Raw genomic sequence first — 13,488 nt, forward strand, 5'->3', positions numbered from 1 at the left:
CATGGTCCGCTGGCCTTCAGCCCTGGCCCAGCAGCGAGGTGCGCATGGCAGGCGCCGAGGTCTGCGGCGCCAGCCAGATGCCGAAGAACAGGCGCGCATAGTCGGCATCGCGCAGTTGCGCCGTCTGCCGGCCGTTGTGGAAAAAGCGCACATCGCCCTGCCCGTCGTTCAGGCCCAGCAGCCGGTCCTTGGCCACCACATCGGGAAAGGCCTGCTTCATCAGGTCCAGCCATTGGCGGGCCTGCCCTTCGGTGAAGCTGCCGACCCTGCGCATTTCGGCGATGGAGCGCTCGGCAATGGCCGCGCCTTCGAGCTTGCGGTCGTAGACCAGCTCCAGCGCAAACGGGTGGCGGGCGTAGTCCTCGGGCAGCAGTCCGGGCGCGGCCCACAGCCGCGCCTCATAGACGCGCAGGCCGAAAAAGCGCAGCACGGCCGTGCCCATCAGGCGCGCGGACGGCAGGGTGCTGCGCAGTTCGGCCGGAAGTTCGGCGGTCGGGGTGATGGCGTGCAGGGCGTTGGACATGGTGATCAATGAAGGGGCAAGGACGCAGGCGGCGCCCCAGGCCAGGGCCTTGCGGCGGGGGGCGCGGGGTGCACTGGGGGCGCGGCGCGCGTGAGGTTGCGGGGCTGTCATGGCAGGGGCTTGCGCAGCGTGAACTGGACGACATCGGTGTTGCCGGTGTCGAAGGCCGCCTCGCAGTAGGCCAGGTAGAAGGTCCAGATGCGCACGAAGCGTTCGTCAAAGCCCTGGGCCCGCACGGCGTCGAGGTTGTGATCGAAGGCCTGGCGCCAGCGCCGCAGCGTCTCCGCATAGTCGCGGCCGAAGGCCATGCGGCGCTCCACCACCAGGCCGGCGCGGCGCGCCTCCTGCTCGAAGGCAGGAATGCTGGGCAGCAGCCCGCCCGGGAAGATGTACTGCTGGATGAAGTCGGTGGAGCGCAGATAGCGCGCGAACAGATCCTCGCGCAGCGTGATGGTCTGTATGCAGGCCAGGCCCCCGGGCTTGAGGCAGTCGCGCAGCGTCTGGAAGTAGCCGCGCCAGTATTCGCGGCCCACGGCCTCGAACATCTCGATGGAGACGATGGCATCGAAGGGCTCGCCCGCATGGCGCGCGGGCAGGTCGCGGTAGTCCTGGTAGCGCAGCTCCACCGCGTCGGCCAGGCCCGCCTGCTGCATGCGCTGCTGCCCCCAGACCAGTTGCTCGCGCGACAGGGTCACGCCCGTGACCCGGGCGCCGAACTCCTGCGCCGCCGCCTCGGCCAGCCCACCCCAGCCGCAGCCGATTTCCAGCAGGCGCTGGCCGGACTGCAGCCGCACTTCGTCCAGCGTGCGCCGGAGCTTGGCTTGCTGGGCCTCCTGGAGGTCCGCGTTGCGCAGCGCTTGGCCCGTGCGGCCCTGGAACCAGGCCGCGCTGTAGCTCATGCCCGGGTCCAGCCACAGGCGGTAGAAATCATTGCCCAGGTCGTAATGGGCATGGATGTTCCTGGCACTGCCGGCCCGCGTATTGCGCTGCAGCAGATGGCGCAGGCGGTAGCCCAGCCGGCCCCACCAGCTGCCATAGACCAGGCTTTGCACATGGTCGCGGTTGGCCATGCACAGCCGCAGCAGGGCGGCCAGGTCGGGGCTGTCCCACTCACCGGCGATATAGCCTTCGGCCAGCCCGATGTCGCCCGATTTGAGCGTGCGCTCCAGCGCCTGCCAGTCGTGCAGCACGCAATGCGCATCGGCAGCCCCCGACGGCGGGCGGGGCAGGTGCAGCAGGCGGCCATCGGGCTGCTCCAGGTCCAGCTGCCCGTGGGGCAGGCGTTCGAGCAGGTTCAGCACCCGGCGCGCCCGTGCAGGCGTGCGGCGCGGCGCTGCCGCGGAGGGGCTCAGCAGGGGGGCGGCGGTAGTGTTCATCGTGTGACGAAGCGCTTGGGCTCGGAGGGTTTGCCATGGAAAGGCACGCGCTTGGCCCAAAGGCGCAGCGCATGCCAGTGGATGCGGGCGACCACGCCCAGCGTCATCAGGGGCGTGCCGAAGAAGGCGCGGCGCACGGTGGCGCCGTCGAGCGGGTGCAGCACGCCGCCCACGCTGGTCTGCAGCAGCGGGCCGTCCTCGTCGTGCAGGTCCACGCGCGCCAGGGTGCGGTCTTCGCCGCGCTCGAAGCGGAAGCGGTACTCGCCGCGCACCTCGCAGAACGGCGAGACATGGAATTGCTTGCGCGCCACCTGCTCGCGGCCCCAGTCCAGGTCCGGCCCCGCCAGCAGATAGGCATGGCGCTCGCCAAAGGTGTTGTTGACCTCGGCCAGCACGGCGGCCAGCGAGCCGTCGGCGCGGTGCGCATACCAAAAGCTCACCGGCTTGAACACGTAGCCCAGCACGCGCGGGAAGGTGTGCAGCCAGACCTCGCCATCGGCGTCGGCTATGCCTTCGCTGTGCAGCAGCTGCTCGAACCAGGCCAGTGCGTCGCAGCCGCCCTCGCCGTGGTCGCTGTCATGAAAGCTCAGCCAGCCCAGCCGGTTGCGCCGCAGCGCGGCGTCCGGCTGCGTGCGCAGGCTGCGCAGCGGCAGCATCAGAAAGTAGCCGGGATAGCGGAAGGCATGCTCGACAGGCCGCAGGCGGCGGTGCCAGACATGGCCGAAGCCGATGAGGGGGCGGGCCGTCATGCGACCCCCTCGAAGGCCGCGCTGGCGGGCAGAACGGGCAAGGCCGGCAGGGCACGCAGCAGGCCATCGGCCGCGTCCAGGCCCGAGCGCAGGCCGTCTTCGTGAAAGCCGTAGCCGCACCATGCGCCGCAGAACCAGGTCCGGCGCTGGCCCTGCACGCCGGCCACGCGGCCCTGGGCCTCGATGGCCGCCAGGTCGAACACCGGATGGCTGTACTCGATGCGCGCATGGACCTGGCCTTCATCGATCGGGCGCACCGGGTTCAGCGAAACCATCACGGGCTGCTGCCACGGCAGGGGCTGCAGGCGGTTGAGCAGGTAGTGCAGGCAGACGCCGGCCTGGTCCCGCCCCGGGTCGGCCGCGCGTTCGTAGTTCCAGGCGGCCCAGGCCGCCTGCCTGCGCGGCAGCACGCTGGCATCGGTGTGCAGAACGGCCTGGTTGGGCTGGTAGCGGATGGCGCCCAGCACGCTGCGCTCCTGTGGCGTGGCATCGCTGCCGAGCAGGCGCAGGGCCTGGTCGCTGTGGCAGGCCAGCACCACGGCGTCGAACGGCTCCGTGCCGTTCGCCGTCTGAAGCAGCGCGCCATGCGCGGCGCGGCGCAGGCCCAGCACGGGCGCATTCAGGCGCGCCTCGTGGCGGCCGTCCTTGAGCAGCGCGGCCACCATGCGCCGCACGTACTGGCGCGAGCCGCCGCGCACCGTGTGCCACTGCGGCCGGTCCGTGACCTGGATCAGTCCATGGTTGTGGCAAAAGCGGATCAGCGTGGCCACGGGAAAGCGCAGCATCTGGTCGGTGGGGCAGGACCAGATGCAGCCCATCATGGGCAGCAGGTAGTCCTGACGGAAGGCGGCGCCAAAGCCGTGGTCGTCCAGAAAATCGCCGATGGCGCTGCGCAGCCGCGCTTCATCGCCTTCCTGGGCGATGCGCGTGGCCAGGCGGTTGAAGCGCAGGATCTCGGCCAGCATCTTCAGAAAGCGCGGGCGCAGCAGATTGCCCCGTTGCGCGAACACGCCGCCCAGCGAACTGCCGCTCCATTCCAGGCCCGCGCGGCCATCGGCCTCAGGCACCTGCACGGAAAACGACATCTCGGCGGCAGCCGTGGGCACCTGCAATTGCTCGAACAAACGCGTCAGCAGCGGATAGGTGCGGTGGTTGAAGACCAGAAAGCCGGTGTCCACGCCCTGGCTCACGCCGCCCAGCGTCAGGTCCACCGTGTTGGCGTGCCCCCCGAAATGGCCGCCCGCCTCCAGCAAGGTCACGGCAGGCCCGCCCGGCGCCGCGGCCAGGCGGCTCGCTGCGGCCAGCCCCGCAATCCCCGAACCGATGACAGCAATGCGATGCATGGAGGCGCCCTTCTTGGTTGAACAGCCCGACTAGACCACAAAGACCAAATCGTGAACTGATGAGTTCAAACTATAAACCAAACATACCCGCTTTGCACTATTTGGTATCAGATATGACCTGCGAGGTCTAAAATATCGCTATGACTAGCCGCTCCTCCATCAAAGAACAGATACAGCGCGTGCGCGAGCAGGCCATCGTGGCGGCCGTCAACCGGCTGCTGGCCACCAAGGGCTACGACGCCATGACGGTGGACGAGGTCGCGGCCGAGGCCGGCATGGCCAAGGCCAGCCTGTACAAGCTGTTCACCTCCAAGGAAGAACTGGCGGGCGCCGCCATGGTGGGCGTGCTGGACCGCGCCCTGGCCTTTGTGGACGGCCTGCGCGACACGGCGGCCCAGGCCGCCGAGGCCGGCACGCCGGTGCGCCCGCTGGACCAGCTCAAGGCCGTGACATGCTGGGCCATGCAGACCCAGCTGGAAGGCGAAATGCCCTCCCTGCCGGCGCAGAACTCCAACCTCAGCGCCTCCCTGCAATCCAACGATGCCTACATGGACCGGCTGATCGCCCTGAGCAACCGCCTGAGCATCTGGATCACCGAGGCCCAGACCAGCGGCCAGCTGCAGCCCGCGCTGCCGGCCGAGCTGGTGCTCTACACGCTGTTCGCGCGGGCCTGCGATCCGGTGGTGGCCCTGCTCAAGGAATCGGGCCAGTACACGCACGCGCAAATCATCGACTGGGTCACGAGCACGACCTTCGACGGGCTGGCCGCAGCCCGTTGAACGGCCGGCCCGGGCCGCTGCGGCCTCAATGCAAATGAGAATTCATATCAACTGGATAAAATGCCGGGAGTTCTTTGACGCACAAGAGGAAAGGCCCGGCAAGTGCATCCATCCACCGACAGTGGCGCCAGCCAGGCTCTGGGCAGCATGTACGCGCAGCACAACCCTTGGCTGGTCGCGTGGCTGCAGCGCAGGCTGGGCAACCGCTGCGATGCGGCCGACCTGGCCCAGGACACGTTCACGCGCATCTGGGTCAGCGCCAGGACACAGGCCATCGAGGACATCCAGGAGCCCCGCGCCTACCTGACGACGGTGGCCCGGCGGCTGCTGGTCAACCACCTGGAGCGCCGCTCGCTGGAGCAGGCCTACCTGGCCTCCCTGCACCTTCTGCCCCAGGCCACCGTGCTGTCCGTGGAGGCGCGGGCCATCCTGCTGGAGACGCTGCAGGAGCTCGATGCGCTGCTGGACGCCCTGCCCGCCAAGGTGCGCACGGCCTTTCTCATGTCCCAGCTCGAAGGCCTGTCCTACGAGGACATTGCCGCCCACATGCAACTGAGCGTGCGCACCGTGACGCGCTACATGGCCCAGGGCTTTCGGCAATGCCTGCTGGTGATGCTGGAGCGCTGAGCATGCAGGCCGCAGACGCACGCATCCTGGACGAGGCTGCCCGCTGGCTGGCCCGCAGGCACGCCTCGGACTTCAGCGCCGCCGAGCAGGCCGAGCTGGCACGCTGGCGCAGCCAGAGCAGCCGGCATGAACAGATCTGGCAGTGCGCCGAGCAGCTCAAGGGCCGCTTCAACGCCGTTCCCAGCGCCGTCGGCATGGCCACGCTCAACCGCGCGCGTCCCTCGGCCGCAAGGCGCCAGCTGCTGCGCTCGGCCGTGTTGGCCCTGGCCACGCCCGCGCTGGGCTGGCTGGCCTGGCGCCACCTGCCCTGGCAGGACTGGACGGCCGACTACCGCACGGCCAAGGGCGAGCGCCGCGCGGTCACGCTGGCCGATGGCAGCCGCGTGCAGCTGAACACGGCCTCGGCCATCAGCGTGCGCATGGATGGCACGGCGCGGCGCATCCGCCAGCATGCGGGGGAAATCCTGGTCGAGACCGCGCATGCCCCGCCCTACGCCTCCCAGCCTTTCATGGTGCAGACAGACGACGGCCAGATGCAGGCCTTGGGCACGCGCTTCATCGTGCGCAAGCTGGAGCACGGCACGGCGCTGGCCGTGCTGGAAGGCGCGGTGCGCGTCACGCCGGCAGCATCGGCCAAGGCCGTGGTGGTGCATGCGGGCGAGCAACTGCATTTCGACGGCCATGGCGCCAGCGCCACCCGCCCGGTGGCGGCGCGGGACTCGGCCTGGACGCTGGGCGTGCTCTATGCCGAGAACCTGCGGCTGCAGGACTTCCTGGCCGAGCTGTCGCGCTACCGCGAAGGCCTTGTGCGGTGCGATGACGATGTCGCCGACCTGCGCGTCTCCGGCACGTACCAGTTGCAAGACACCGACCGCATCCTGGCCCTGCTGGCCCAGACCCTGCCGGTGCGCGTGCACGAGCGCAGCCGGTACTGGGTGACGGTGACGCGGCGCTGATTTGGATTTTTTTTGCCAGGGCTGTCCGGTTTTTCAATCTCGCCTGTCAAGGGGTGTGAAAAGCACTTTCATCGACCGCCCAGAGGACAGAACACCATGCACTCCCCTTCTTCCACCGCCGGACCACGCGCCAGCCTGCGCGCCACCGCCTTGGCGGCCCTGGCCGTCAGCACCTCGCTGCTGCTGCACGCGCTGCCAGTCCAGGCGGCCGAGCCGGCCGCCAGCGCCGCTGCCCGGAGCTACCAGATCCAGCCGGGTCCGCTGGGCCCGGCGCTGATGGCCTTTGCCGCACAGGCAGGCGTGAACCTGGGCATGGACCTGCAGCAGCTCGGTGGCATGGAGACACGCGGCCTGTCCGGCACGTTCTCCGTGGAGGACGGCTTTGCGCAGCTGCTGAACACGTCAGGCTGGACAGCACGCCGCGTGGGTGCGGGCAACTATGCGCTGGAGAAGCTGCCTGCGGCGGCCCGCCAGGCGCCGTCCGCTGCAGCGGCCGTGCCCGCAGCGCCGGCCGCAGCCCCAGCCGCAGCAGAGGCCACGGAACTTGCCGCCATCACGGTGACCGCGCGCACGCAGAACAACCTGGTCGCGCCCTCGCGGCAGGTCACGATTCTGGAAGGCCAGGAGGTGGAGCAGCTGCGCCAGGGCTCGGACAGCCTGGCCACCATGCTCAGCAAGGTGGTGCCTGGCATGGCGGACTCCAGCCACACCATCACCGACTACGGCCAGACGCTGCGGGGCCGCAACATGCTGGTGCTGGTGGACGGCGTTCCGCTGAACACCAACCGCGACTCGTCCAGGAACCTGGCCAACATCAACCCGGCCGACATCGAGCAGATCGAGGTGCTGCGCGGCAGCAGCGCCATCTACGGCAGCGGTGCGGCGGGCGGCATTGTCTCCATCCGCACCAAGCGGCCCTCTGGCGAGACGCGGGCCGAGACCATCGTCACCGGCTCGGCCCCGCTGTCGCGCCTGCGCGGCGCGGGGCTGGGCGGCGAGGTGCAGCACTACCTGTCCGGCGGCGGCGAGGTGGTCGACTACTCGGTGAGCCTGGGCGCAAAACACATGGGCGGTGCCTTTGACGCCAAGGGCAACCGCATTGCGCCCGAGCCCAGCCAGGGCGACCTGTTCGACTCCAACATCTACAACGCCTCGGCCAAGATCGGCTTCAAGCTCGATGCCGACCAGCGCCTGCAATTGACCGCCAGCCACTACAACGCGGCCCAGGATACGGACTACGCCTCCGACCCGTCGGTGGCGCGGCTGCCGGCCGGAACGGCTGCGGCCCGCCCCATCAAGGGCCTGGTGCTGGCCGACCAGAACCAGATCAAGAACACCATGCTGGGCCTGGACTACGAGAACCGGGACATCGCAGGCAGCACGCTGGCCGCCCAGCTCTACTACCGGGATTTCTTCACGCGGTTTGCGCCCTTCGACGCACGCGCCGTGCCGGTGCGGGGCGCCAATGTCGACCAGTCCATGCAGAACTCCGAGGTCTTTGGCGGGCGCCTGACACTGAAGACGCCGCTGGGCGCCAGCAAGAAAAGCCTGCTGATCTGGGGTGCGGACTTCCACCAGGAGCGCACCGACATGCCCATCGACATCTTCGACCCCAGGGCCTATGACGCCAGCGGCGGCCTGGTCTTCAACAAGACCGGGCGCCTGATCTACATGCCCCCGGTCACCACGCGCAGCATCGGCGCCTTCGCCCAGCTGCAGCACCAGTTCAGCGACCAATGGTCGGCCGAAGGCGGCCTGCGCTACGACCGCGCCCAGGCCAGCTTCAACGACTTCACGCCGCTGTCGCAATCGCGGGTGCCCAACCCCCAGTCCGTGAATGGCGGCACCGTCCAGTACAACGCCTGGACCTACAACCTGGGCACGGTCTTCACGCCGGTGAAGGGCCAGGAGTTCTATGCCTCGTACAGCCAGGGCTTCGAGCTGCCGGACATCGGCGTGGTGGTGCGCAATGCCACGCCGGCCTTCAACCTGGGCAACTCCAACCTGCAGGCGGTCAAGACCAACACCTATGAAATGGGCTGGCGCGGCAAGTTCTCCAACGTGATGGCCAATCTCAGCGTCTTCCAGTCGCGCTCCAACCTGGGCGCCGTGCAAAGCTTCAACAACGGCCTGTCCCTGCTGCGCACCCGCGAGAAGATCCACGGCATCGAAGGCGGCCTGGACTACTTCAGCGATGACGACCACTGGAGCGCGGGCGGCAGCTTCACCTGGATGAAGGGTCGCGAGCTGCCCCAGGCCGCCAGCGGCTACCAGGACATGACGGGCTTTCGCATCCCACCGCTCAAGCTGACGGCCTATGTGGAGTACCGGCCCGATGCCCGCTGGAGCCACCGCCTGCAGGCAACCTCGTATGCCGCCAAGGACTACCGCCTGGACGGCAAGACCGGCTTTGGCCGCTATGACACGCGGGGCTACACCACGGTGGACCTGATCAGCCAATGGAAGATCGACCCCAAGAACCGCGTGTCCCTGGGCGTGGAAAACCTGTTCAACCGCCAGTACTTCCCGCTCTACAGCCAGCTGCTGCGCAGCAACAACAACACCAGCCGCCTGCCAGCGGCCGGCACGGTGCTGAAGATCAGCTACGCGCACACCTGGTGACCTGCGGGCAAGCACCGATCGCCGGGGCCTGCCAATACCCACCCGTGCAGCCCGGACGACCCCCTGGTTAAAATGAGAACCAATCGCATTAAGTCATTGATATCAGGGGATTCATCTTTGCGGTTGTGGGGGTCAGCATGTCATCCGGCGAATTCGCGCTGCACAACGAGGTCCAGTCGCTCTATCGTGACCATCACCGATGGCTGCGCGATTGGCTGCGCAGAAAACTGGGCTGTTCCCACCATGCCGCCGACCTGGCCCACGACACCTTCGTGCGCCTGCTCGGCCGCAAGGAGCGGGCGGACCCGGTGGACCCCCGCGCCTACCTGACCACCATCGCCCACGGCCTGGTGGTGGATTTCCACCGGCGCCGGGCGCTGGAGCGGGCCTATCTGGAATCGCTGGCCGCCCTGCCCGAGCCGCAGGCGCCCTCGCCCGAGGCACGCGCCATCGTGCTGGAGGCCCTGGTGGCCATCGACGCCATGCTCGACGGCATGAAGCCCGCCGTGCGCCAGGCCTTCATCCTCTCGCAGCTCGAAGGCCTGACCTATGCGCAGATCGCCGCCCGGCTGCAGGTGACCGTGCGCACCGTCAACAACTACATGCTCAAGGCGCTGGAGCACTGCTACCTCATCGTGGCAGACGGCGCATGACGGCCTTGCCCTCGAACAGCGACAGCGCCGTGGACGCGGCTGCACATTCGCCAACCCCCACCACCACCACCCCAGCCCAGGCCCGCATCCGCCAGGAAGCGATTGCCTGGTACGCGCGCCTGTGCTCCGGCGATGCCACCGACGCCGACCGTGCCGCCTGGCAGCGCTGGCATGAGTCCCACCCCGAGCACCAGCGCGCATGGCGGCATTTCGACGCCCTGCAGTCCATGCTGCAGCGCGTGCCGGGCCATTTGGCCGCCTCCACGCTGCAGGCCAGCCGGCGCAGCCGCCGCCGGGTGCTGCGCGGCATCGGCGCACTGGTGGGCAGCGGGGCCGTGGCGGGCCTGTCATGGCAGCTGGCCGGCGGGCAGGGCGGCGTGCGCTCCTGGCTGGCCGACTACCGCACCGGCACGGGCGAGCGCCGCACCGTCACGCTGGCCGACGGGTCCGAGCTGACGCTGAACACCCGGACTTCGGTGGATGTGTCCATGGATCCCACGCGCCGGCTGCTGGTGCTGCGCGAGGGCGAGATCCTGGTGCAGACCGCCCATTCCCTCGCCGGACCCGGCGCGGGCGCCAAGGATGGCCGCCCGTTCATGGTGCACACGCCGCAGGGCCGCATCCTGGCGCTGGGCACGCGCTTCACCGTGCGCAGCCAGGGGGGCGCGGGCGGTGACACCGTGGTGAGCGTGCTGCAGGACGCCGTGGAAATCCAGCCCCTGCAGGACCCCAGCCGCAGCTTGCGGCTGCAGGCCGGCCAGCAGGCCAGCTTCAGCCGCAACGGCATGCTGCCCGCCCAGGCCGCCGACCCGGCCCTGGTCAGCTGGGTGGGCGGCAGCCTCATGGTGGACGGCTGGCGGCTGGACGACGTGGTGCGCGAACTCGCACGCTACCGGCCCGGCCGCCTGGCCTGCGACCCGGCCGTGGCCGGCCTGCGCGTGTCCGGCGTGTTTCCGCTGGCAGACACGGACAAGGCGCTGGCTGTCATCACGCGCGCCTTCCCGGTGCGCGCGGCCGGCCTGTCGCGCTACTGGCTGACCCTGGTGCCCGTCTAGGGCCAGCCCAGGGCGAGCCCAGGGCCAGCCATTTCCCCATGCCGCACAAAAAACTTCGCGGCCCATTTTCATCTTTTGCGATCTCGTTCGGCTCCCTTCATGAAAGCCCTTGTCTCACCGCTGTTCATGGCCAGGAAACCCGAATGCAAACGCCCTTCACACCGACACCCGCCCGCGCGGCGCTGACCTGCCTGCTGGCTGCGGCGGTGGCATGTGCGGCCCCCGGCCATGCGGCCGAGCCCCTGGCGCAGACCCGCCAGGCCGCCAGGGCCTATGAGATCGGGGCCGGCCCGCTGGCCTCGGTGCTGGGCCAGTTTGCGGCGGCCGCAGGCGTGGCCCTGTCCTTTGACCCGGCCAGCACGCGCCAGCGGCAGTCGGGCGGCCTGCGCGGCAGCTATACCGTGGGCGCGGGCTTTGCGGCCATCCTGGCGGGCTCCGGGCTGGAGGCGGTGGAAGGCGGCGCGGGTGAATTCATCGTGCGCAAGGCGGCCATGCCCGCCACGGCCGGCGCTGCAGCGGCCGACGCCACCGAGCTGCCCGCCGTGCGCGTCGTGGCCCGGGCGGCCCCTGCCCCGGTCGATGCCGACGAGCGCTACCAGCCCACGCCCGATGCCTCCAGCCTGCGCACCACGGCGCCCGTGCTGGAGATCCCGCAGGTGGTCAACGTGGTGCCGGCCCAGGTGATCCGCGACCAGCGCCCGCGCAACCTGGACGAGGCGCTGGCCAATGTCAGCGGCGTCACCCAGGGCAACACCCTGGCCAGCACGCAGGACACCATCATGAAGCGCGGCTTCGGCACCAACCGCGACGGCTCCGTCATGCACAACGGCATGCCCCTGGTACAGGGGCGCGGCATGAACGCCGCCGCCGAGAGCGTGGAAGTGATCAAGGGCCCGTCCTCGCTGCTGTACGGCCTCATGGACCCGGGCGGCGTGATCAACGTGGTCAGCAAGAAGCCGCAGCTGCGCCAGCGCACGGCGCTGTCGCTGCAGGGTTCGGGCTACGCGGGCGGGCGCAACGGCACGGGCGCCACGCTGGACACCACCGGCCCCATCGGTGAGAACGGTCTGGCCTACCGCCTGGTCGTCGACCATGTGGACGAGGACTACTGGCGCAACTTCGGCCAGCACCGCGAGACGCTGGTGGCGCCGTCGCTGGCCTGGTATGGCGACGACACGCAGGCCGTGCTCTGGTACGAATACCGCAAGTACCTGACGCCCTTCGATCGCGGCACGGCGCTGGACCCGGTCACCCGGCGCCCGCTGGACCTTCCGGCCACGCGCCGGCTGGACGAGCCCTTCAACCAGATGACGGGCGAGACCCACCTGGCCCAGCTCTCCGTGGACCACCGCCTGGGCAGCGGCTGGGCCGCCCACCTGAACCTGAGCTACAACCGCGAGATCTACGACGCCAACCAGCTGCGCGTGAACGGCGTGAACACCGCGCGCGGCACCCTGCAGCGCAGCAACGACGCCACGCACGGCGCACTCAGCACCGACAGCTATGGCTCGGCCTATGTGGACGGCAGCGTGCAGCTGGCCGGCCTGCGCCATGACCTGCAGTTCGGCGCCGATGCCGAGTACCGGCTGATCTACCGCTCCGACCTGCTGCGCCAGGCCGTCACCTCCACCTTCAGCTACACCAATCCCGTCTATGGGCTGGAGCAGCCCTCGGCCACCGTCTCGGCCAGCGACAGCGACCAGAGGGACCAGCTGCACAACCAGTCGCTGTTCCTGCAGGACGCCATCCACCTGGGCGACCGCTGGGTGCTGACGACCGGCCTGCGCTACCAGACCTGGCGCCAGACCGCCGGCCGGGGCCGCCCGTTCAAGGCCAACACCCAGGCCGACGGCACGGCCTGGCTGCCGCGCGCCGGCCTGGTCTACCAACTGGCCAGCGGCCTGTCGCTCTACGGCAACTACTCGCAGTCGCTCAGGCCCACCTCCACCATCGCGCCGCTGGCCAGCGGCACCGTGATCGACTCGGGCGTGGCGCCCGAGGAGGCCCGGTCCTGGGAAGCCGGCGCCAAGCTGGACCTGCCAGGGCAGCTCACCGGCACACTGGCGCTGTTCGACATCCGCAAGAAGAACGTGCTGGTCTCGCAGTTCAACGACGCCACCAAGCTGACCGACTGGCGCACCTCAGGCGCGGCGCGATCGCGCGGGCTGGAGGTGGATGTGGCCGGCGAGCTGGGCCGCCACTGGAGCGCCATCGCGGCCTTTGCCTATGTGGATGCCAAGACCACGCAGGACCCGCTCTACCAGGGCAACCAGCTGTGGAACGTGGCGCGGCAGACGGCCTCGCTGTCGGCCGTGTACGACTTTGGCCAGGTCCTGGGCGATGTGCTGGGCGAAGGCCGGCTGCGCGTGGGCGGTGGCCTGCAGTACGTGGGCAGGCGCCCCGGCGACTCGGCCAACTCCTTCTGGCTGCCAAGCTACACCGTGGCCCATGCCTTTGCCACGTATGACACGCGGATCAACGGCTACAGGACGCGCTTTCAGCTCAACGTGAAGAACCTGTTCGACCGCACCTACTACCCGTCGAGCGCCAACACCTACTTCATCTCGATGGGCGACGCGCGCCAGGTGCTGCTGCGCGCCACGGTCGAGTTCTGAGCGGGCGCCAGTCCCGCCCCCGGCCTTTCCTTTTTGTGTGTCTGTCCCGGCCCGCAGCCGCATGCGATGCCGCGCATCACGCATCACCTCCATGAACTTATCTCCGCCGCGTATCGCCTCGCCGAACGCCCCGCCAAACGCTTTTTTCCTCTATTGACTGGCCATTGCGCATGCCTTCCTCCTTCCACAC

11 protein-coding genes are annotated in these 13,488 nt (G+C 69.3%); 7 read left to right on the plus strand and 4 right to left on the minus strand.

Annotation, left to right across the window (positions count from 1 at the left end; all coding sequences use genetic code 11):
- Positions 1–16: 16 nt before the first annotated feature.
- From BO996_RS28050 to BO996_RS28065, 4 genes are read right to left on the minus strand one after another with little or no spacing between them, the layout of a single operon-like run.
- Positions 17–634 (minus strand): hypothetical protein, encoded by a 618-nt coding sequence (locus BO996_RS28050; RefSeq protein ID WP_071956944.1) that lies wholly within the window; start codon positions 632–634, stop codon positions 17–19.
- Complete coding sequence (locus BO996_RS28055) at positions 631–1,899, minus strand: SAM-dependent methyltransferase (RefSeq protein WP_071956945.1); 1,269 nt, start codon at positions 1,897–1,899, stop codon at positions 631–633. Before BO996_RS28055 ends, BO996_RS28050 begins: the two co-directional genes overlap by 4 nt.
- A complete protein-coding gene (locus BO996_RS28060; protein WP_013800469.1) occupies positions 1,896–2,648 on the minus strand; it encodes a DUF1365 domain-containing protein in 753 nt (250 codons plus the stop codon). Before BO996_RS28060 ends, BO996_RS28055 begins: the two co-directional genes overlap by 4 nt.
- Positions 2,645–3,991 (minus strand): NAD(P)/FAD-dependent oxidoreductase, encoded by a 1,347-nt coding sequence (locus tag BO996_RS28065; RefSeq protein WP_043825165.1) that lies wholly within the window; start codon positions 3,989–3,991, stop codon positions 2,645–2,647. Before BO996_RS28065 ends, BO996_RS28060 begins: the two co-directional genes overlap by 4 nt.
- A gap of 140 nt (positions 3,992–4,131) precedes the next feature.
- Here BO996_RS28065 and BO996_RS28070 point away from each other — a divergent pair, with 140 nt between their 5' ends.
- From BO996_RS28070 to BO996_RS28100, 7 genes are all read left to right on the plus strand, one after another.
- On the plus strand, positions 4,132–4,770 hold the full coding sequence (locus BO996_RS28070; RefSeq protein ID WP_071956946.1) for a TetR/AcrR family transcriptional regulator: 639 nt from the start codon (positions 4,132–4,134) through the stop codon (positions 4,768–4,770).
- A gap of 147 nt (positions 4,771–4,917) precedes the next feature.
- Positions 4,918–5,397: a sigma-70 family RNA polymerase sigma factor gene (locus BO996_RS28075; protein ID WP_063328624.1), complete on the plus strand. Its 480-nt coding sequence runs from the start codon at positions 4,918–4,920 to the stop codon at positions 5,395–5,397.
- A gap of 2 nt (positions 5,398–5,399) precedes the next feature.
- Positions 5,400–6,353 carry a FecR domain-containing protein gene (locus BO996_RS28080; protein ID WP_071956947.1) on the plus strand — a complete coding sequence of 318 codons (954 nt, stop codon included), beginning with the start codon at positions 5,400–5,402 and terminating at the stop codon, positions 6,351–6,353.
- Positions 6,354–6,449: 96 nt separating this feature from the next.
- The gene (locus BO996_RS28085) at positions 6,450–8,975 is read left to right on the plus strand and encodes a TonB-dependent siderophore receptor (RefSeq protein ID WP_071956948.1); all 2,526 of its coding nucleotides are present in this window, start codon (positions 6,450–6,452) and stop codon (positions 8,973–8,975) included.
- A gap of 137 nt (positions 8,976–9,112) precedes the next feature.
- A complete protein-coding gene (locus tag BO996_RS28090; protein ID WP_012207690.1) occupies positions 9,113–9,628 on the plus strand; it encodes a sigma-70 family RNA polymerase sigma factor in 516 nt (171 codons plus the stop codon).
- Complete coding sequence (locus BO996_RS28095) at positions 9,625–10,683, plus strand: FecR domain-containing protein (RefSeq protein ID WP_071956949.1); 1,059 nt, start codon at positions 9,625–9,627, stop codon at positions 10,681–10,683. The genes BO996_RS28090 and BO996_RS28095 overlap by 4 nt, the downstream gene beginning before the upstream one ends.
- 143 nt (positions 10,684–10,826) lie before the next feature.
- The gene (locus tag BO996_RS28100; protein ID WP_071956950.1) at positions 10,827–13,298 is read left to right on the plus strand and encodes a TonB-dependent siderophore receptor; all 2,472 of its coding nucleotides are present in this window, start codon (positions 10,827–10,829) and stop codon (positions 13,296–13,298) included.
- Positions 13,299–13,488 lie beyond the last annotated feature (190 nt).

This window comes from Delftia sp. HK171 (assembly GCF_001886655.1).
Taxonomy (GTDB): Bacteria; Pseudomonadota; Gammaproteobacteria; order Burkholderiales; family Burkholderiaceae_C; genus Comamonas; species Comamonas acidovorans.

Bases quoted from the DNA above. Each gene is read 5' to 3' on its own strand.
- BO996_RS28070 (WP_071956946.1), top strand. From the start codon at position 4,132: ATGACTAGCCGCTCCTCCATCAAAGAACAGATACAGCGCGTGCGCGAG.
- BO996_RS28080 (WP_071956947.1), top strand. From the start codon at position 5,400: ATGCAGGCCGCAGACGCACGCATCCTGGACGAGGCTGCCCGCTGGCTG.
- BO996_RS28050 (WP_071956944.1), bottom strand. From the start codon at position 634: ATGACAGCCCCGCAACCTCACGCGCGCCGCGCCCCCAGTGCACCCCGC.
- BO996_RS28055 (WP_071956945.1), bottom strand. From the start codon at position 1,899: ATGAACACTACCGCCGCCCCCCTGCTGAGCCCCTCCGCGGCAGCGCCG.
- BO996_RS28095 (WP_071956949.1), top strand. From the start codon at position 9,625: ATGACGGCCTTGCCCTCGAACAGCGACAGCGCCGTGGACGCGGCTGCA.
- BO996_RS28090 (WP_012207690.1), top strand. From the start codon at position 9,113: ATGTCATCCGGCGAATTCGCGCTGCACAACGAGGTCCAGTCGCTCTAT.
- BO996_RS28085 (WP_071956948.1), top strand. From the start codon at position 6,450: ATGCACTCCCCTTCTTCCACCGCCGGACCACGCGCCAGCCTGCGCGCC.
- BO996_RS28075 (WP_063328624.1), top strand. From the start codon at position 4,918: ATGTACGCGCAGCACAACCCTTGGCTGGTCGCGTGGCTGCAGCGCAGG.
- BO996_RS28100 (WP_071956950.1), top strand. From the start codon at position 10,827: ATGCAAACGCCCTTCACACCGACACCCGCCCGCGCGGCGCTGACCTGC.
- BO996_RS28065 (WP_043825165.1), bottom strand. From the start codon at position 3,991: ATGCATCGCATTGCTGTCATCGGTTCGGGGATTGCGGGGCTGGCCGCA.
- BO996_RS28060 (WP_013800469.1), bottom strand. From the start codon at position 2,648: ATGACGGCCCGCCCCCTCATCGGCTTCGGCCATGTCTGGCACCGCCGC.